Annotated in this window: 18 protein-coding genes; 4 read left to right on the forward strand and 14 right to left on the reverse strand. The window is 62.5% G+C overall.

The window, feature by feature from the left end; translation table 11 throughout:
- Positions 1 to 11 precede the first annotated feature (11 nt).
- From dxs to GZH52_RS07535, 4 genes are all read right to left on the reverse strand, one after another.
- Positions 12 to 1868 carry a 1-deoxy-D-xylulose-5-phosphate synthase gene (gene dxs, locus GZH52_RS07520; RefSeq protein ID WP_163315866.1) on the reverse strand — a complete coding sequence of 619 codons (1857 nt, stop codon included), beginning with the start codon at positions 1866 to 1868 and terminating at the stop codon, positions 12 to 14.
- 10 nt (positions 1869 to 1878) lie between these two features.
- Positions 1879 to 2772: a farnesyl diphosphate synthase gene (locus tag GZH52_RS07525; RefSeq protein WP_163315867.1), complete on the reverse strand. Its 894-nt coding sequence runs from the start codon at positions 2770 to 2772 to the stop codon at positions 1879 to 1881.
- Positions 2762 to 2995, reverse strand: coding sequence for an exodeoxyribonuclease VII small subunit (locus GZH52_RS07530; RefSeq protein WP_163315868.1), 234 nt, complete (start codon positions 2993 to 2995; stop codon positions 2762 to 2764). Before GZH52_RS07530 ends, GZH52_RS07525 begins: the two co-directional genes overlap by 11 nt.
- Before the next feature lie 79 nt (positions 2996 to 3074).
- Positions 3075 to 4052, reverse strand: a complete 978-nt coding sequence (locus tag GZH52_RS07535; RefSeq protein ID WP_275405050.1) for a TerC family protein — start codon at positions 4050 to 4052, stop codon at positions 3075 to 3077.
- Positions 4053 to 4150: 98 nt separating this feature from the next.
- On the opposite strand from GZH52_RS07535, the gene GZH52_RS07540 reads away from it, so the two are divergent.
- Entirely contained in the window at positions 4151 to 4975 is an 825-nt protein-coding gene (locus tag GZH52_RS07540; protein ID WP_163315869.1) for an SDR family oxidoreductase, read from the forward strand.
- Positions 4976 to 5052: 77 nt separating this feature from the next.
- On the opposite strand, the gene sstT is transcribed toward GZH52_RS07540, so the two are convergent.
- On the reverse strand, positions 5053 to 6303 hold the full coding sequence (gene sstT / locus GZH52_RS07545; protein WP_163315870.1) for a serine/threonine transporter SstT: 1251 nt from the start codon (positions 6301 to 6303) through the stop codon (positions 5053 to 5055).
- 283 nt (positions 6304 to 6586) lie between these two features.
- Between sstT and GZH52_RS07550 the strand changes: the two genes are divergently transcribed.
- Together GZH52_RS07550 and GZH52_RS07555 are read left to right on the forward strand one after the other, a co-directional pair.
- Entirely contained in the window at positions 6587 to 9400 is a 2814-nt protein-coding gene (locus GZH52_RS07550; RefSeq protein ID WP_163315871.1) for a valine--tRNA ligase, read from the forward strand.
- Positions 9401 to 10444: 1044 nt separating this feature from the next.
- Entirely contained in the window at positions 10445 to 10984 is a 540-nt protein-coding gene (locus GZH52_RS07555) for a hypothetical protein (RefSeq protein WP_163315872.1), read from the forward strand.
- A 90-nt stretch (positions 10985 to 11074) separates the two neighbouring features.
- Here GZH52_RS07555 and GZH52_RS07560 read toward each other — a convergent pair whose 3' ends face one another.
- The 8 genes from GZH52_RS07560 to GZH52_RS07595 all read right to left on the reverse strand — a co-directional run bounded on the left by GZH52_RS07560 (position 11075) and on the right by GZH52_RS07595 (position 17376).
- Positions 11075 to 11398 (reverse strand): hypothetical protein, encoded by a 324-nt coding sequence (locus GZH52_RS07560; RefSeq protein WP_163315873.1) that lies wholly within the window; start codon positions 11396 to 11398, stop codon positions 11075 to 11077.
- Between the two features lie 30 nt (positions 11399 to 11428).
- Positions 11429 to 11701 carry a hypothetical protein gene (locus GZH52_RS07565; protein ID WP_163315874.1) on the reverse strand — a complete coding sequence of 91 codons (273 nt, stop codon included), beginning with the start codon at positions 11699 to 11701 and terminating at the stop codon, positions 11429 to 11431.
- A gap of 771 nt (positions 11702 to 12472) precedes the next feature.
- Positions 12473 to 13003: a lecithin retinol acyltransferase family protein gene (locus GZH52_RS07570; RefSeq protein WP_203525668.1), complete on the reverse strand. Its 531-nt coding sequence runs from the start codon at positions 13001 to 13003 to the stop codon at positions 12473 to 12475.
- Positions 13004 to 13112: 109 nt separating this feature from the next.
- Positions 13113 to 13913, reverse strand: a complete 801-nt coding sequence (locus GZH52_RS07575; protein ID WP_163315875.1) for a hypothetical protein — start codon at positions 13911 to 13913, stop codon at positions 13113 to 13115.
- Positions 13914 to 13993: 80 nt separating this feature from the next.
- Positions 13994 to 15457: an anthranilate synthase component I gene (trpE, locus tag GZH52_RS07580; protein WP_163315876.1), complete on the reverse strand. Its 1464-nt coding sequence runs from the start codon at positions 15455 to 15457 to the stop codon at positions 13994 to 13996.
- Between the two features lie 127 nt (positions 15458 to 15584).
- The gene (locus GZH52_RS07585; protein ID WP_163315877.1) at positions 15585 to 16253 is read right to left on the reverse strand and encodes a phosphoglycolate phosphatase; all 669 of its coding nucleotides are present in this window, start codon (positions 16251 to 16253) and stop codon (positions 15585 to 15587) included.
- Positions 16254 to 16265: 12 nt separating this feature from the next.
- Positions 16266 to 16946, reverse strand: a complete 681-nt coding sequence (rpe, locus tag GZH52_RS07590) for a ribulose-phosphate 3-epimerase (RefSeq protein ID WP_163315967.1) — start codon at positions 16944 to 16946, stop codon at positions 16266 to 16268.
- 70 nt (positions 16947 to 17016) lie between these two features.
- A complete protein-coding gene (locus tag GZH52_RS07595) occupies positions 17017 to 17376 on the reverse strand; it encodes a hypothetical protein (RefSeq protein WP_163315714.1) in 360 nt (119 codons plus the stop codon).
- 75 nt (positions 17377 to 17451) lie between these two features.
- Here GZH52_RS07595 and apaG point away from each other — a divergent pair, with 75 nt between their 5' ends.
- Positions 17452 to 17814 (forward strand): Co2+/Mg2+ efflux protein ApaG, encoded by a 363-nt coding sequence (gene apaG / locus GZH52_RS07600; protein WP_163315878.1) that lies wholly within the window; start codon positions 17452 to 17454, stop codon positions 17812 to 17814.
- A gap of 1 nt (position 17815) precedes the next feature.
- Here the strand turns inward: apaG and GZH52_RS16995 are convergent, their stop codons facing one another.
- Positions 17816 to 17950 carry a hypothetical protein gene (locus GZH52_RS16995; RefSeq protein WP_275405051.1) on the reverse strand — a complete coding sequence of 45 codons (135 nt, stop codon included), beginning with the start codon at positions 17948 to 17950 and terminating at the stop codon, positions 17816 to 17818.
- Positions 17951 to 17956 lie beyond the last annotated feature (6 nt).

A 17956-nucleotide genomic window follows, 5' to 3' on the forward strand; every position in this document is an offset into this window, starting at 1 on the left:
CGCGCCTCCGCTTAGTTGTCGCTCAGGCGCGCGCGGATCGCCGCCTCGATGCCGGCGCCGTCCAGCCCCAGTCCGGCGAGCAGCTTCGCGTGGTCGCCGTGTTCGACGTAGTCGTCGGGCAGGCCCAGTTGCAGGCAGTTGGCAGGCAAGCCCGCCGCGGCGAGTGCTTCCAGGCAGGCCGAGCCCGCGCCGCCCATCACCACGTTCTCTTCCACGGTGACGATCAGCTCGTGGCTCTGCGCGAGCTCGCGCACCAGTGCTTCGTCCAGCGGTTTGACAAAGCGCATGTCGGCCACCGTCGCGTCCAGCGCCTCGGCCGCGGCGAGCGATGGCGCGACCATCGAGCCGAAGGCGAGGATGGCGACCTTTTGCCCCCGGCGGCGCACGACGCCGCGGCCGACCGGCAGCGCGGTCATCTCGGCGTGGATTTCGGCACCGCAGCCGCTGCCCCGCGGGTAGCGTACCGCGGTCGGCGTGTCCATCTGGTACGCGGTGAACAGCATCTGCCGGCACTCGTTCTCGTCGGACGGCGCCATCACCGTCATGTTCGGGATGCAGCGCAGGAAGGAGAGATCGAACGCGCCGGCGTGGGTTGGGCCGTCGGCGCCGACCAGGCCCGCGCGGTCGATCGCGAACAGCACCGGCAGGTTCTGCAGCGCGACGTCGTGGATCAGCTGGTCGTACGCGCGCTGCAGGAAGGTCGAGTAGATCGCGACCACCGGCTTCATGCCGTCGCACGCCATGCCGGCGGCGAAGGTCACCGCGTGCTGCTCGGCGATCGCGACGTCGAAGTAGCGCTCGGGGTGCTCGCGCTCGAAGCGCACCAGGCCCGAGCCCTCGCGCATCGCCGGCGTGATGCCGACCAGGCGGTGGTCCTTCTTGGCCATGTCGCAGATCCAGTCGCCGAACACCTGCGTGTAACTGGGTTTGCCGCCGCCCTTGCCGCTGGAGAGGCCCGCAGCCGGGTCGAAGCGCGACACGCCGTGGTAGGCGGTCGGGTCGTTCTCGGCGAGCTTGTAGCCCTGGCCCTTCTTGGTGACCACGTGCAGGAACTGCGGGCCCTTCAACTTGCGGATGTTGGAGAGGGTGTCGACCAGCACGTTCAAATCGTGCCCGTCGATCGGGCCGATGTAGTTGAAGCCGAACTCCTCGAACAGCGTGCCCGGGGTCAGCATCCCCTTGGCGTACTCCTCGACCTTGCTGGCCAAGTCGCGCAAGGGCGGCGCGAAGCCCTTGAGCACCTTGTTCGACTGCTGGCGCACCGTGCTGTAGAAGCGGCTGGAGAGCAATCGGGCGAGGTAGTTGTTGAGTGCGCCGACGTTCGGCGAGATCGACATCTCGTTGTCGTTGAGGATCACCAGCAAGTTGGTGTCCATCGCGCCGGCGTTGTTCAGCGCCTCGAAAGCCTGGCCGGCGGTCAGCGCGCCGTCGCCGATGATGGCGACGCAACGGCGCTCGCTCTTTTGCGCCTTGGCCGCGACGGCCATGCCCAGCGCCGCGCCGATGCTGGTCGAGCTGTGGCCGACGCCGAAGGTATCGTAGGTCGATTCCTCGCGCTTGGGAAAACCGGCGAGGCCGCCTTGCTGGCGCATGGAGTCCATGCGGTCCTTGCGGCCGGTCAGGATCTTGTGCGGGTAGGTCTGGTGGCCGACGTCCCACACCAGGCGGTCGTCCGGTGTGTCGTACACATAGTGCAGCGCGACGGTTAGCTCGATGCTGCCCAGGTTGGACGAGAAGTGGCCGCCGGTCTTGCTGACCGACTCGACCAGGAAGTCGCGCAGCTCGCCGGCGACCTTGGGCAGCGCCTCGCGCGGCAAACGGCGCAAGTCGGCCGGGGTGTCGATGGTATCGAGCAGGGCGGTCGTCATCAAGGCGGCCTCAGAAGGAGCGTTCGACAATGTAGTCGGCCAGTTCGCGCAGGCGGCGGGCGTCTGCGCCAAAGGGTTCGACGGCGCTAATGGCGTCGTCGTAGAGTTCGCGGGCGAATTCACGGGCACGGGCAAGTCCCAGCAGGCTCACGTAAGTCGGTTTGTCATGGGCGGCGTCCTTGCCGGCGGTCTTGCCGAGCGCCTGGCTGTCGGCGTCGACGTCGAGCACGTCGTCGACCACCTGGAAGGCGAGCCCCATGCACTTGGCAAAATGGTCGAGGCGCGCGCGCGCATCGTCGTCGATGTCGCCGGCCAGTGCACCCAGGCCAACCGCCGCGCGGATCAGCGCGCCGGTCTTCATCAGGTGCATGTATTCAAGTTCGGGCAATTCGAGCGACTGGCCGACGGAGGCCAGGTCGATCGCCTGGCCGCCGGCCATGCCGGCGTGCCCGGCGGCGCGGGCGAGCGTGTGCGCCATCGCCAGTTGCCGCGCGGGCGCGACGCCCGGCAGCGGGCGGCTGACGATGTCGAACGCCAGCGTCTGCAGCGCGTCGCCGGCCAGAAGCGCGGTCGCCTCGCCGTAGGCGACGTGGCAGGTCGGCTTGCCGCGGCGCAGCACGTCGTCGTCCATGCACGGCAAATCGTCGTGGATCAGCGAATAGACGTGCACGCACTCGACGGCGCAGGCCAAGGGCGCCAGTACCGCGGGCGCGGCGCCGGCCGCTTCACCGGCGGCGAAGACCAAGAGCGGGCGCACCCGCTTGCCGCCGCCCAAGGTGCTGTAGCGCATCGCCTCGTGCAGCGCGCGCGGGTGCGTGCCCTCGGCGGGCAGCAGGGCGGCGAGCGCCTGTTCGGTCTGCTGCTGGATGGCGGTCATCCAGCCGGTAAAGGTGTCAGCCGGCATCGGGCAGGTCCAGCGGTTTGAGTTCTTCGTTTTCCAGGATCTTGAGCTGCTGTTCGGCGTCGGCGAGCTTGGCCTGGCAGAACTTGATCAGCTCGGTGCCCTGCTTGTATGAGGCGAGCGCGTGCTCCAGCGGCATGTCGCCGCTTTCCATCGCGTGGATGATCTCCTCGAGCTGGGCGAGCGCCGCCTCGAAAGTCGCGGCGCTCTTCGGTGCTCTGGCCATGTGCATTCCTTTGGCAAAAAACCGTCTGGCGCCCATTGTAGGGCGCATGGCTGAAGCTGCCTAGCGAGGCCGGCCGACTTTACGCGGCCTTCTGCTTGCGCGGGAAGAGCAACGACAGCACCACCGAGCTTGTGATTACCACGAACACCACGCCCAGCGAGATCGCGGTCGGGATGTGGAACACCTTGACGATCAGCATCTTGACGCCGATGAAGGTGAGCACCACCGCCAGGCCGTATTTGAGCAGGTGGAAGCGGTCGGCGACGTCGGCGAGCAGGAAGTACATCGCGCGCAGGCCGAGGATCGCGAAGATGTTCGAGGTCAGCACGATGAAGGGGTCGGTAGTCACCGCGAAGATCGCCGGGATGCTGTCGACCGCGAACACCACGTCGGAGAGTTCGATCATCACCAGCACCAGGAACATCGGCGTCGCGTAGCGGATGCCGTCCTTCATGATGAAGAACTTCTCGCCGTGCAGCTCGGGAGTGACCCTGAGGTGGCTGCGCACGAACTTGAGGATGGGGTTGTCCGACAGGTCGGCTTCCTCGTCCTTCTCGGGCAGCATCATCTTGAGGCCGGTGAACACCAGGAAGGCACCGAAGATGTACAGCACCCAGGCAAATTCCTTCACCAGCGCGGCGCCGACGCCGACCATCACCGCGCGCAGCACGATCGCGCCGAACACGCCGTAGACCAGCACGCGGCGCTGGTACTCCGGCGGCACCTTGAAGTAGGCGAAGATCATCAGGAACACGAAGATGTTGTCGACGGCGAGCGATTTCTCGATCACGTAGCCGGTCAGGAACTCCAGCGTCTTCTCGTGGGCAATCACCGGCCCGAACGCCGGGTCCATCTTCAGGTCCCAGTAGAGCCAGGCGGCGAAGGCGAGGGCGACGCTCACCCAGACCGCCGACCAGCCCAGCGCTTCCTTCGCGCTGACCTTGTGCGCGCCTTGCTTGTTGAGCGCGACGATGTCGATGGCGAGCATCGCCAGGACGGCGACGAAGAAGACGCCGTAAAAGAACGGCGAGCCGATGTCCGGCATGGCCTGCTGCATGATCAAACCCCTGTAAGCGTTGCGTTGTATTGCGGGCGCGTATTTTGGTGTAGTGTGCGCGCTCTGGCTAGTAGCAAAAACGCATAGATTGTAAAACGATGAAAACCATCCTGATTAGCGGGTGTTCGAGCGGGATCGGCTACGCGGTCGCGCACGGCCTGAAAAACGAAGGTTGGCGGGTGTTCGCGACCTGCCGCAAGTCTGAGGACGTGGCGCGGCTGGTCGCCGAAGGGCTCGAAGCCTTAAGGCTAGACGTCGACGACAACGAAAGCATCCACGCCTGCGTCACCGAAGTGCTGGAAAGGACCGGCGGGCGGCTCGACGCGCTGTTCAACAACGCGGGCTTCGGCCAGCCCGGCGCGTGCGAAGACATCACGCGCGACGCGCTGCGCGCGCAGTTCGAGACCAATTTGTTCGGCGCGTGGGCGCTGTGCGCAGCGGTGCTGCCGGCGATGCGCAAGCAGGGGCACGGCCGCATCCTGTTCAACAGCTCGGTGCTGGGTTTTGCCGCGATGAAGTGGCGCGGCGCGTACAACGCCTCCAAGTATGCGATGGAAGGGCTGTGCGACACGCTGCGCCTGGAGCTGGACGGCTCGGGCGTGTTCGTCAGCCTGATCGAGCCGGGGCCGATTGTCAGCCGCTTTCGCCCGAATGCGCTGGCTAAATTCCTGGCCAATGTCGACATCGAAATGAGCGTGCACCGTGCCGCTTACGAAGCGCAACTGGCTCGCCTGCAAAAGCCGGGGCCGGCGGCGCCGTTCACCTTGCCCGAGTCGGCGGTGCTAGATAGCGTGCGCCGCGCGCTGGCCGCCCGTCGTCCGGCCGCGCGCTACCGGGTGACGGTGCCGACGCATCTCTTCTGGTACTTGAAGAGAGTGTTGCCGACGCGCTGGCTGGACGCCTTGCTCTCGCGCGCCGCTTAAAACGCAAAAAGCCCCGCAGCATGGCGGGGCTTTGCTTTGGGTGGATGGGACCCGGGTACTGCTTCTTGTTGTATAGCTTAGGCCTTGGCGGCGCTGGTGACCGCGCCTGCCTGCGCCTCTTCCTCGGCGATGCAGGCGGCGGCGGTGAACAGCACGTCGGTCGACGAGTTGAGCGCGGTCTCGGCCGAATCCTGCAGCACGCCGATGATGAAGCCGACCGCGATTACCTGCATCGCGATGTCGCCCGGGATGCCGAACAGGCTGCACGCCAGCGGGATCAACAGCAGCGAGCCGCCGGCCACACCCGATGCGCCGCACGCGCACACCGCGGCGACCACCGACAGCAGCAGCGCCGTCGGCACGTCTACCGTGATGCCCAGCGTGTGCACGGCAGCGAGGGTCAGTACGGTGATGGTGATCGCGGCGCCGGCCATATTGATGGTCGCGCCCAGCGGGATCGATACCGAGTAGGTATCTTCATGCAGGCCGAGCTTCTCGCACAGCTCCATATTGACCGGGATGTTGGCGGCCGAGCTGCGGGTGAAGAAGGCGGTGATGCCGCTTTCTTTCAGGCAGGTGAAGACCAGCGGGAACGGATTGCGGCGGATCTTCCAGAACACGATCAGCGGGTTGAGCACCAGCGCCACCAGCAGCATGCTGCCCAAGAGCACGGCCAGCAGTTGCGCGTAACCGTACAGCGCGTCAAAGCCGGTTTCGGCGATGGTCGACGACACCAGGCCGAAGATACCCAAGGGCGCGAAGCGGATCACCACGTGGACGATGAAGGTCACGCCGTAGGAGAGGTCGTGCACCACCTGCTTGGTGGTGTCGGACGCATGGCGCAGGGCGATGCCCAGCGCGATCGCCCACGCCAGGATGCCGATGAAGTTGGCGCGCAGGATCGCGTTGACCGGGTTGTCGACCACGTTCAACAGCAGCGCCTTCAATACCTCGCTGATGCCGCCGGGCGGGGTGAGGTCGCCGCTATGGGTGGCCAGCGTCAGCACGGTCGGGAAGGCGAAGCTCATCAGCACCGCGACCAGGGCGGCTGCGAAGGTGCCCAGCAGATACAGCACGAGGATGGGGCGGATGCTGGTGGGTTGGCCCTTCTTGTGGTTGGCGATCGACGAGGCGACCAGCACGAACACCAACACCGGCGCGACCGCCTTGAGCGCGCTGATGAACAGCGAACCCAGCAGCCCAGCCGACTTGGCGGCCGACGGCGCGAACACGGTCAGCGCGATGCCGGCTACCAGGCCGATCATGATCTGGCTGACCAGCGAGCCGTGCATCAGGTAGCGCAGCAGGGGATGTTGCTTCTCTTGCATGATGGGGACGTTCCTCTCTCTTCTCTAACGTGCGCAGGGCGCACCTCTATTTGGTCCGGATCTTTTTATTGGTGTTCCCGCCGCCGCCCATGCTGAGGGGGTGGCTGGATGGGAGCGGTTAGTCTATCCGCTAAATCAGAAAAATTGGAAGTAGTTGTATACGATATGCGATATGCAATTGCGGGTTTGCGACACGCGTTTCGGGCGTCGGCAAGACGGCAGGGAGGCGGGCGGGTTATAATCGTCCCATTTTTTCGCGCATAACAAGACACCGAAAACGACCATGGAACTTGCCAAGAGCTTTGAACCGGGCGACATCGAACGCCGCTGGTACGACGTGTGGGACAAGGCCGGCTACTTCAAGCCGAGCATGAACGAAACCCAGCCCTCGTTCTGCATTCAGCTGCCGCCGCCTAACGTCACCGGCACGCTGCACATGGGCCACGCCTTCAACCAGACCATCATGGACGGCCTGACCCGCTACTACCGGATGAAGGGCGACAACACGCTGTGGGTGCCGGGCACCGACCACGCGGGCATCGCCACCCAGATCGTCGTCGAGCGCCAGCTCGCCGAGCAGGGCGTCTCCCGCCACGACCTGGGCCGTGACGCGTTCATCTCCAAGGTATGGGAGTGGAAAGAGAAGTCCGGCGGCACCATCACCAGCCAGATGCGCCGCGTCGGCTGCTCGGTCGACTGGGACAAGGAATACTTCACCATGGACGACAAGATGTCGACCGCGGTGACCGAGGTGTTCGTGCGCCTGTTCGAACAGGGCCTGATCTACCGCGGCAAGCGCCTCGTCAACTGGGACCCGAAGCTGGGCACTGCCGTGTCCGACCTCGAAGTGGTTTCCGAGGAAGAAGACGGCAAGATGTGGCATATCGGCTACCCGGTGGTCGGCTCCGACGATGTGGTGGTAGTTGCCACCACCCGTCCGGAGACGCTGCTGGGTGACGTCGCCGTCGCCGTCAACCCGAGCGACGAGCGCTACCAGCACCTGGTCGGCAAACAGCTCGAGCTGCCGCTGACCGGTCGCACCATCCCGGTGATCGCCGACGACTACGTCGACGCCGCCTTCGGCACCGGCTTCGTGAAGATCACCCCGGCGCACGACTTCAACGACTACCAGGTCGGCAAGCGCCACGCCACAGAGCTGATCAACGTGATGGCGCTGGACGCGACCATCCTGCCCGAGGCCGAAGTGTTCGCCTTCGACGGCACCGACATGGGCCGCATCACGCTGCCGGCCGCTTACGCCGGCCTCTCTACCGCCGATGCCCGCAAGGCGGTTCTGGCCGACCTGGAAGCCGCAGGCCTCTTGGTTGAAACCAAGCCGCACAAGCTGATGGTGCCGCGCGGCGACCGTACCGGCTCGGTGATCGAGCCGCTGCTGACCGACCAGTGGTTCGTCGCGATGAGCAAGGTGGGCGAGGGCGACCCGACCGGCAAGAGCATCACGCAGAAGGCGATTGACGCGGTCGAGTCGGGCGAAGTGCGCTTCGTGCCGGAGAACTGGGTCAACACCTACAACCAGTGGATGAACAACATCCAGGACTGGTGCATCAGCCGCCAGCTGTGGTGGGGTCACCAGATCCCGGCGTGGTACGACGAGGACGGCAAGGTCTACGTCGCCCGCACCGAGGAAGAAGCGCGCGCCAAGGCCGGCGGCAAGGTGCTGCGCCGTGACGACGACGTGCTGGATACCTGGTTCTCCTCCGCGCTGGTGCCGTTCTCCAGCCTGGGCTGGCCGGCCGAAACGCCGGAACTCAAGGCTTTCGTTCCGTCGCAGGTGCTGGTCACCGGCTACGAGATCATCTTCTTCTGGGTCGCGCGCATGATCATGATGACGACCCACTTCCTGGGCAAGGTGCCGTTCAAGGACGTGTACATCCACGGCATCGTGCGCGACCACGAAGGCAAGAAGATGTCGAAGTCCGAAGGCAACGTGATCGACCCGGTCGATTTGATCGACGGCATCGCGCTGCCCGAGCTGATCACCAAGCGCACCACCGGCCTGCGCCGCCCGGAGAAGGCCCCGCAGATCGTCAAGGCGACCGAGAAGCTGTTCCCCGAGGGCATCCCGGCCTACGGTACCGACGCGCTGCGCTTCACCATGGCGAGCTACGCGTCGCTCGGCCGCTCGGTCAACTTCGACTTCAAGCGCGCCGAAGGCTACCGCAACTTCTGCAACAAGCTGTGGAACGCGACCCGCTTCGTGATGATGAACGTCGAGGGCAAGGACTGCGGCCAGGACGAAACCCTGCCGCTGGAATACAGCTTCGTCGACCAGTGGATCATCGGCCGCCTGCAGCAGGCCGAGGCCGACGTCACCCAGGCGCTCGACACCTACCGCTTCGACCTGGCCGCGCAGACCATCTACGAGTTCATGTGGAACGAGTACTGCGACTGGTACGTGGAATTGGCCAAGGTGCAGATCGCCAACGGCAACGAAGCCCAGCAGCGCGCGACCCGCCGCACGCTGGTGCGCGTGCTGGAAGTCGCGCTGCGCCTGATCCACCCGATCATGCCCTTCATCAGTGAAGAGCTGTGGCAGACGGTGGCGCCGCTCGCCAACGCGAAGAAGACCGACTCGCTGATGGTCGCGCCGTGGCCCGTCGCGCAGATGGACAAGGTCGACGCGGCAGCCAACGCCCGCATGGACGCGTTCAAGGACATGGTGAACGCGATCCGCAACCTGCGCGGCGAGATGAACCTCGGCCCTTCGGTGAAGGCGCCACTGTTCATCGAGGGCGACGCTTCGTTTGCCGAGTTCGTGCCTTACCTGCGCCTGCTGTGCCGCCTGACCGAGGGCAGCATCGTTGCCAAGTTGCCGGAAGACGACGCGCCGGTGGCGATCTCGGGCGACGCGCGCCTGATGCTGAAGGTGGAGATCGACAAGGCGGCGGAAACCGCGCGCCTGACCAAGGAAATCGGCAAGACCGAGGTCGAGATCGGCAAGCTGTCCGCCAAGCTGGAGAAGCCGGGCTACGTCGACAAGGCGCCGGCGCACCTGGTCGAGCGCGACCGCGCGCAACTGGCGGACTTCAGCGACAAGCTGGACAAGCTGAAGGCGCAACTGGCCAAGCTTGCCTAAGCGTTAGCAGTCACTTCGAAAAACCCGTCCTCTTCGAGGGCGGGTTTTTTTATTTGGGCTGGCCGCACCGGGTCTTGCCGGCTGCGCCGCGAGGGCACCGTGTAAAACTTCTGGGCGGGAAAATGCAAATCGCCACCTGGTGAGCGGTGGCAATGGCGGGGCAATCAGGGTTGTGGTTGTTCGTAACCGGCATCCTGCCAGTCGTCTACATCGTGTGGCGAGACCATTGATGAATCCTCATGAGTAAAAGGGATGCAAAGCGTCAAGATTTTAGCCATGAATTGCTGCTCTGCAGCATTTTTGCTCATATTTGTTGGTTCTTAAGGCCTGGATAATCGATTAGGCAACTATCGCTGTCACGTCTTGCTCTCCCGCTGGACGGGTGCCGGGCGCTGCGCCCTGCAGCATGTGGCCGGGTAGGGTGGGTTAGCCGCTGACTGAGCGCGGCAAGCGAAGCGGCGCGAAGGAATGCGGCGTAACCCACCGCGATGTGTCCGCTTCGCGGACGCCATTTTCAAGCCGCTTCCGCGCGGCGGGCGGGGCCATTTCTTTTGTCTCGCCAAAAGAAATGGCCGAAAGAAAAGGCGACCCGAAGCCGCTTCGAAACCCCGCGCCAAAGCCGCCCGCCAAGGCGCCGCCTAACTCGCGGCTCGCTACCGCGATCCGCTCAAACAGGAGGCGGCTTAAAACCTTGGCGGCCAGCTTCGCCGCGGCTCGCGGCTACGGGGTTTGGGCTGGATCCCCATTGATGCGGCTGGTTCGTGGCGTTTGATCGGGTGGGTTAGCCGCTGACCGAGCGCGGCAAGCGAAGCGGCGCGAGGGAATGCGGCGTAACCCACCGCGGAGTGTCCGTTGAGCGGGCGATATTTCTTGTCGTCTGACGCCATGGGTCCGAATCAGCGATCCGCCCAGATAGGGGGCTGCTTCAATCCTGATGGCCTGTTGTCGTGGCGACATGGTTGTTCAGGGTGGCTTCGGCAAGGCTTTTTTGCTGGTGCCGATGCTGATAGCCTTCGGTCAATACAGCTTTGATGAAAGTGGCTCATGAAACAGCACCATGCGGGTCTTTCCACGGCAAACCGGCTTTTCTGTGCGGCGGGTGGCGTCCGGTGTCTGCTGGCGTGCGGGCTGGTGTTTTCTCTTTCAGCGTGCGCGAGTCTGGAAGACTTCCAGAAGATGACGCCGGCAGAGCGGGCGCGGACGGTATGCGAGAGCCGGTCGGACTACGCCGGGGTGCAGCGAAAAATCCGGGATTTCGAAAGCAGGGTCGCGGAGGCGGATGAGGCGATGCGCAAAGGGGTACGCAGCCATCGCCAGTGCAATCGGGTCAAGGTGTATGGAGACAAGATCACGACCTGCACCACCATCGGCAATACCACCCAGTGCAGGGAGAGCCGCCCCGAGCGTTTTGAGAAACAGTGCGTGGATGTGCTGCTGCCAATCGATGTCCGGCAGGAAAAGGAAAACCGGGACGCGTGGGCGGCTGAAATCAAGGCACTGCAGGCGCGTGGCAGGCAGGTGTATGGAGAGTGTTTTGCGTCAGTGGTCAAGCTGAGTGTCGAGGACGCCTACAAGCTCTATTGACGCTCGCCTGGATACCAGCCCGGTTTGCCATGTTCCGGATGCTTGTTTGTGCCGGTATGTCCGCTGCGATAGGCGGCACAAAGGCCTGTTTCAATCGACTAGCGTCGTGCCTGCCAGTTCTTTCACGAATTCCCGTTTGATTGTCGTGCTGCTGATGTAGAACAGTTCGACGTCTTCGCCAGCCTGCGTGTATGCGGCGCGGAAGTTGTGGCTGCCTACCACGATCTTGTATTCGAGGATGGTGCGGTTGCCCCTTTTCAGGTGGTAGGCGGGTTTGATCTTGTGGGGGCGGTGTTCGATGATTTCGGGCAGGGTGTGCTGGATATTGTGCCTGATGTCTGCCTCAAGCTGGCCGTGTTTGCTGAAGAAGCGCTGGATGTACTTGTTGTTGTCGATTCTGACGGTGCAGGGCATGGCGGTGCTCGCTTTGGTGGTGGCTGCGTGTCAGAGTCTGTGTTTCACCATGTAGTATTTCCGGTTCTTCGGGAATTCGACCGACTTCAGTTGCTTGAGCAGGTGTTCCAGTTTGGCCGCTTCGACGTTCCTGAATTCCTTGTGCTCGAATCCGTCCTCGACGACGTGGAAGGTGCCCTGATCCTGCTTGGTGATGACGATCTTGCGGTCTTTCTTGTAGGTCAACAGTTCGACCTTTTCGCCGACACGCATCTTTTTAAGTTCGTTCAGTGGCGTGTTGATGAAGGTCTTGATGTCGTGCATGGGGTTCCCCTGTCAAAAGCGCGTTTCGTACAGGGTAGGTTAATCTTCGAAAAAATCCAGTTGAAAAAGATATTGAGTCCGCTTCGCGGACGACATTTTCAAGCCGCTTCCGCGCGGCGGACGGGGCCATTTCTTTTGTCTCGCCAAAAGAAATGGCCGAAAGAAAAGGCGACCCGGAGCCGCTTCGAAACCCCGCGCCAAAGCCGCCCGCCAAGGCGCCGCCTAACTCGCGTCTCGCTACCGCGATCCGCTCAAACAGGAGGCGGCTTAAAACCTTGGCGGCCAGCTTCGTCGCGGCTCGCGGCTACGGGGTTTGGGCTGGATCCCCATTGATGCGGCTGGTTCGTGGCGTTTGGTCGGGTGGGTTAGCCGCCGGCGGCGGCGTAACCCACAAAGGGATTGTGACTTGCAAATAATTGGTGGGTTACGGCCTGCGGCCTAACCCACCCTACGCGTTGTACGCCAGCCGACAATCCCCGTCAGGCTCGCGCCGGCGTAAAAATGGCCGGCGAGGTTTTAAGCTGGCCCTTGTTCGAGCGATTCGACGGTAGCGAATACCCCGCTGAGCGAATCAAAGATTCGCACGCATGGAGTTGGCCAGCGCCTTGCCGACCGTTTTTATGACTGGGTTTTGCGGGCCGCCGACGGCGTTTTGGATGCAAGGGGCTTGTCGCCATAAGCCCCTTGCCCATTTCTATCTGACTGATGATGGTGGGTGACAGTCTGTAGTGTTTAATCGTCCGTGACTTTACATCTATGAGCCAATTGCTTTTATAAATCCCACACCCGCCATTCAGTTCCTCCAATTCTGATTTGTACTTCATCTTTTAGGAATGTGAAGAAGTTGCATGAATTTTCAAAATTTCCAGATAGGCAGCCAGCTGTAAATTGATGGCAATTATCCATTATAAGGTTATAGCTTCGTTGACTTCCAATCATTGACTCTGCAAGCTTTGCAACATTTGTAGATCCGACAGGAGTGCCTGCATTGCAAGATACATAAATTGATATTGCGGTATTCCAACCGCCAAGTCTATTTATGAACTGTTTTGGATTAACGCGCTCTATTATTCCATCGCCACTTAGGTGAACTATATTGTTGCTGCCAATGTAAATTCCGGAGTGTTCTGCAGTTCCTGCTGCTAAATCACAATAAATTACACTGCCAATAGCCGGTGCAGAGACTTTGTCTCGAACTGCATTGTCAATAAAACTCTCGACAAGATTGTTAACTGGACGTTTAATTTGTCCGTTTATGACTGCTCCAATGGTTGAGCCTACTATTGTGTTTAATAGTCCCATTTGCACTCTCCAAAATTTTGCAAAAATATAAATATAAGTTCAGTCTGGTCTGGTTAGGGGTGTTGTGTTTATGCTTGCATATGTGATTTTTATTTGTACGGATAAATTTTCATTTTGGTTTAGTCCTCCAGTGCGTTTGAATGCGAACTAATTCAGATTCCTCGTTTTTCGCAATTGTATTTCGTTCCGTTGTTAACGCTTTAAAAAAATCTCTGCAGATGCCGTGTTCTGCAATATCTAATTTTTCGTGTAGTTGTTCAAGTAAAATTACCGATGCATTGCTGTCTTTTTTGTATGTTGCTGTTATTGAATAACTGAGCCCAGTTGATTGGTTGAATGAGTAGCCATCTGCTACATGCAGTAAGTTTACAGACTTTGGGATGCACCAGCCAATTGATGTTTCTACCCCTTTTGTATTTATCACGTCTACTATTTCTGATTTGATGTAAAAACCAAATAGCTTGCACGAAACCCATGGTTCATTGCTGGTTAAAAATTTACTTTCATGGATTTCTTTTGCTAGTTCTATTTCAAAATTTAGCTCAATGTCAAAATCTGTTGCAGCACAGCCTTTTGCGTTAATGGGTGGGTGGATTTTTATTTTCTTTATGGTGATGGTGCCTAGTGTTGAGGATATGAATTCTCCTTCGGCAAATAAAGACCAGATTAGCTTTGCTTGGTTGATGAGGGCGTTGTGATCGGACTTGTTTGCTCTGAGGCGAAGCGTCCAGACTAAATTGTCTTTTTTGTTGGTGGCTCTGTCGTATAAATGGATATTCCCAATTGGGGATGGGTGTGCGCACGAAGCCGCTGACATGTATTTCATTGGGCTCAAGCCGTTACATGAACCAGTTCTTTTTATTAACTCATTGGAAAGAATGGAAATTACGTAGTCTGCATGCAAGAACATAATATTGGCTCCAGATATGGTATTTGCAATTTCTCGCAGACTACTTTATCCCCGAGTGCCGGGTCGTTTGTGAAAAATGTTCACCCATCCAACCCTGCCTGCACCAATTCAGCTGCGCGGATCACCGCGCGGGCCTTGTTCTGGGTTTCCTGCCATTCCGATTCGGGCACCGAGTCGGCGACCACGCCGGCGCCGGATTGCACGGTGAGCACGCCGTTCTTGATTACCGCGGTGCGGATGGCGATGGCGAGGTCCATGTCGCCGGAGAAGCCGAGGTAGCCGACGGCGCCGCCGTACACGCCGCGCCCCGAAGGTTCGAATTCGTCGATGATTTCCATCGCGCGCACCTTGGGCGCGCCGGAGAGGGTGCCGGCGGGGAAGGTGGCGCGCAGCACGTCTATGTTCGAGGTGGCGGGCGACACCGTGCCTTCCACGCTGGAGACGATGTGCATCACATGCGAGTAGCGCTCGATGACCATATTGTCGGTGACGCGCACACTTCCGGTGTCGGCGACGCGGCCGACGTCGTTGCGGCCCAGGTCCATCAGCATCACGTGCTCGGCGATTTCCTTGGGGTCGGCCAACAGGTCGGCGGCCAGCGCCTCGTCTTCCTCGCGGTTCTTGCCGCGCACGCGGGTGCCGGCGATCGGGCGCACCGTCACTGTGTCGTGCTCGCGGCGCACCAGGATCTCGGGCGACGCGCCGACGACGTGGAAGTCGTCGAAGTGGTAGAGGAACATGTAGGGCGAGGGGTTGAGGCTGCGCAGTGCGCGATAGAGCGACAGGGGCGAGTCGGTGAACGGCATGCTCATGCGCTGCGAGAGCACTACCTGCATGATGTCGCCGTCGACGATGTAGCGCTTGGCCGACTCGACCGCCGCCTTGAACGCCTCCTGCCCGAACTCGGACGTTGCCTGCGTGGTTTGCGAGGGCAGCGACAGCGGCAAGGGCGAGGGTTCGCGCAGGCGGCCGCGCAGCTGGGCGAGGCGCGCGTGCGCCTTTTGCAGCGCGTTGGGTACCGCCGGGTCGGCGTACACGATCAGCGTGAGCTTGCCCGAGAGGTTGTCGACCACCGCCAGCTCTTCGGAGAGCATCAACAGGATGTCCGGCGTGCCGGCCGGGTCTTCCTTGCGGCCGTCGGCGAGGCGCTTCTCGACATAGCGCACGGTGTCGTAGCCGAAGTAACCGACCAGCCCGCCGGCGAAGCGCGGCAGGGCTTCGGCGGGCGGGGTGTGGAAGCGCTGCTGGAACGCCTCGATGAAGGCGAGCGGGTCGCCCTGGTGGCGTTCGATCACCTTGTCGCCGTACTCGACCTGCACCCGGTCACGGTTCACCCGCACGCGGGTGGTGGCGGGCAGGCCGATGAAGGAGTAGCGGCCGAAGCGTTCGCCGCCGACTACCGATTCGAGCAGGTAGGAGTAGGGCGCGTTGGCGAGCTTCAGGTAGACCGACAAGGGGGTGTCGAGGTCGGCGAACAGCTCGAGGGTGACGGGGATGCGGTTGTAGCCGGCGTCGGCCAGCGCGTTGAATTCGGTTTGCAGCATGGGGGCTCCCGGTGGGGCTGATGTGTAGGTGGCGGGGATCTAGTGCGTGTCTAGCGTCGCCATCGGCAGGGCAGCAGGGCCGGGAGCAGTATCGTCATGAGCTTGCGGTCAGTTGTATGTCAGATCGCTAGCCATTTTTCATCAAATCGTAGAGCTGGGCAAGGTTGTCGACCACCACGTCCGCTTCCAGCGTGGAAACGTCCTCGTAGCCGTAGCTGACCGCGATGGCGACGGCGCCCGCTGCGCGCGCGGCTTTCACGTCGTTGACCGAGTCGCCGACCATGCCAAGCTGGCCGGCCTCGACGCCCATCACTTCGGCGGCGTGGCGCACCGGCAGGCCGGACGGCTTCTTCTCGGTCAGGGTGTCGCCGCCGATCACCAGCGAGAACAAATCGGCGATGCCAAGCTTTTGCAGCAGCGGCACGGCCAGGCGTTCGGACTTGTTGGTGACCACCGCCAGCGGCAGCTGCAGGGTCTTCAAAAGCTGCAGGCCGTCGAGCACGCCCGGGTAGAGGCGGGTGTGGTCGGCCAGGTGCGCCGCGTACTCGGTGACGAACAGGGTGTAGCCCCGCTCCCACAGCGCGGGGTCGGCCACGCCGTCGCGCTCGTCGGTCAGCGCGCGGTGTACCAGGGACGCGATGCCGTCGCCGACGTGGCTCTGGATGCGGGCTTGTTCCAGCGGCGGCATGCCGAGCGCCGCGCGCATGCGGTTGGCGGCGCCGGCCAGGTCGGCGATCGAGTCGCTCAGCGTGCCGTCCAGATCAAAGGCGAAGGCCTTGAGGTGCTTGATGTCCATGTCTCGCCCCTCTTAGCGGCCGGCCTTGGCGAGTTCGGCGCGCATCGCGTCGATCACCGCCTTGTAGTCGGGCTTGCCGTAGATCGCGGAGCCGGCGACAAAGGTGTCGGCGCCGGCTTCGGCGATTTCGCGGATGTTGTCGACCTTGACGCCGCCGTCGACTTCCAGCCAGATCTCGCGGCCGGTGCGCGCGGTGTACGCGTCGATGCGCTCGCGCGCGGCGCGGATCTTGTTCAGCGCCTCGGGGATGAAGCTCTGCCCGCCGAAGCCCGGGTTGACCGACATGATGAGGATCATGTCGACCTTGTCCATCACGTGGTCGAGGTAAGAGAGGCTGGTGGCCGGGTTGAACACCAGGCCCGCCTTGCAGCCGGCGTCGCGGATCAGCCCCAGCGTGCGGTCGACATGCTCGGAGGCCTCGGGGTGGAAGGTGATGATGTCGGCGCCGGCCTTGGCGAACATCGCCGCCAGCGCGTCGACCGGCTTGACCATCAGGTGCACGTCAATCGGCGCGCTGGTATGCGGGCGGATCGCCTCGCACACCATCGGGCCGATGGTCAGGTTGGGCACGTAATGGTTGTCCATCACGTCGAAGTGGATGATGTCGGCGCCGGCGGCGACGACGTCGCGGATCTCCTCGCCCAGGCGGGCGAAGTCGGCGGACAGGATGCTGGGGGCGATGCGGTAGTTCATGGTGTCGGCATGGTTGGACGGGAGGCGGGCATTGTAACGCCCGCCTGCCGCCTGCGTCATGCCGGCGCCGTCACTGCGTGCCTTCGGCTACCGGTGCGGCTTCCTCTGTCGGCGAGGCTGCGGCCTCTTCGGCCGGCAACTCGGAGAGCGCCTCTTCGGCCGGGGCGGACGCGTCGGCGGCGGCCGGCTGTGCACGGGCCACCGCGCGCGGCAGCACGGTGACCTTGCCCGAGTGCGGGTGCGGGGTATACGCGGCGACCGGGTCGGTGTTGGCCGACGGCGTGAACGGCTGCAGCAGTTCGGGGCCTTGCTGGGCGGCTTGCAGCGTTGCGTTGGAAAAGCCTTGCCATGCGGCGTAGGCGGCGAGCACGGCGGCGGCGAGAACCGCGGCCAGGATGAAGCGCTTGCGCTTGTCGGCGATGTCTGACATCTATGCTGGTTGGGTGGTGTGCTGCGGCGGATTGTCGGCCGCGCACCGCGGCGTGTCAATTGCAAGGAGAGGGTGATGGTCGAAGTCGAGGTGGTGCCGTTTTATCTGGCGGACGAGTCGGACGTGGCGGCGGACGTTTACGCGTTCGGCTACCGGGTGGCGATCCGCAACCGGGGGGAGGCGCCGGTGCGCCTGCTCGCCCGGCACTGGGTGATCACCGACGCCAATGGCCACGTCGAGGAGGTGCGCGGGCGCGGCGTGGTCGGCGAGACGCCGCGCATCGAGGCAGGCGGCGTCTACGAGTACGACAGCTGGACGCGGCTGACCACGCCGTGGGGCAGCATGCGCGGCAGCTACCAGATGGTCGGCGCGGACGGCGAGCGTTTCGACGCCGACATCCCCGAGTTCAGGCTCATCGCGCCGCGCAGCCTGCACTGATTCAGCCGCGCGGCCAGGTCCACCACACGATAAAGGCGGCGAGCAACAGCGCCAGCGCCGCTTCGGCCAGCAGGATCCACATGGCGTTTCCCTCCGGGTTCTGTTTCAATCTGGCCGACAAGAATTTCACAGGCAAGCAGAA

This window comes from Crenobacter caeni, assembly GCF_010435965.1.
Lineage (GTDB): Bacteria > Pseudomonadota > Gammaproteobacteria > Burkholderiales > Chromobacteriaceae > Craterilacuibacter > Craterilacuibacter caeni.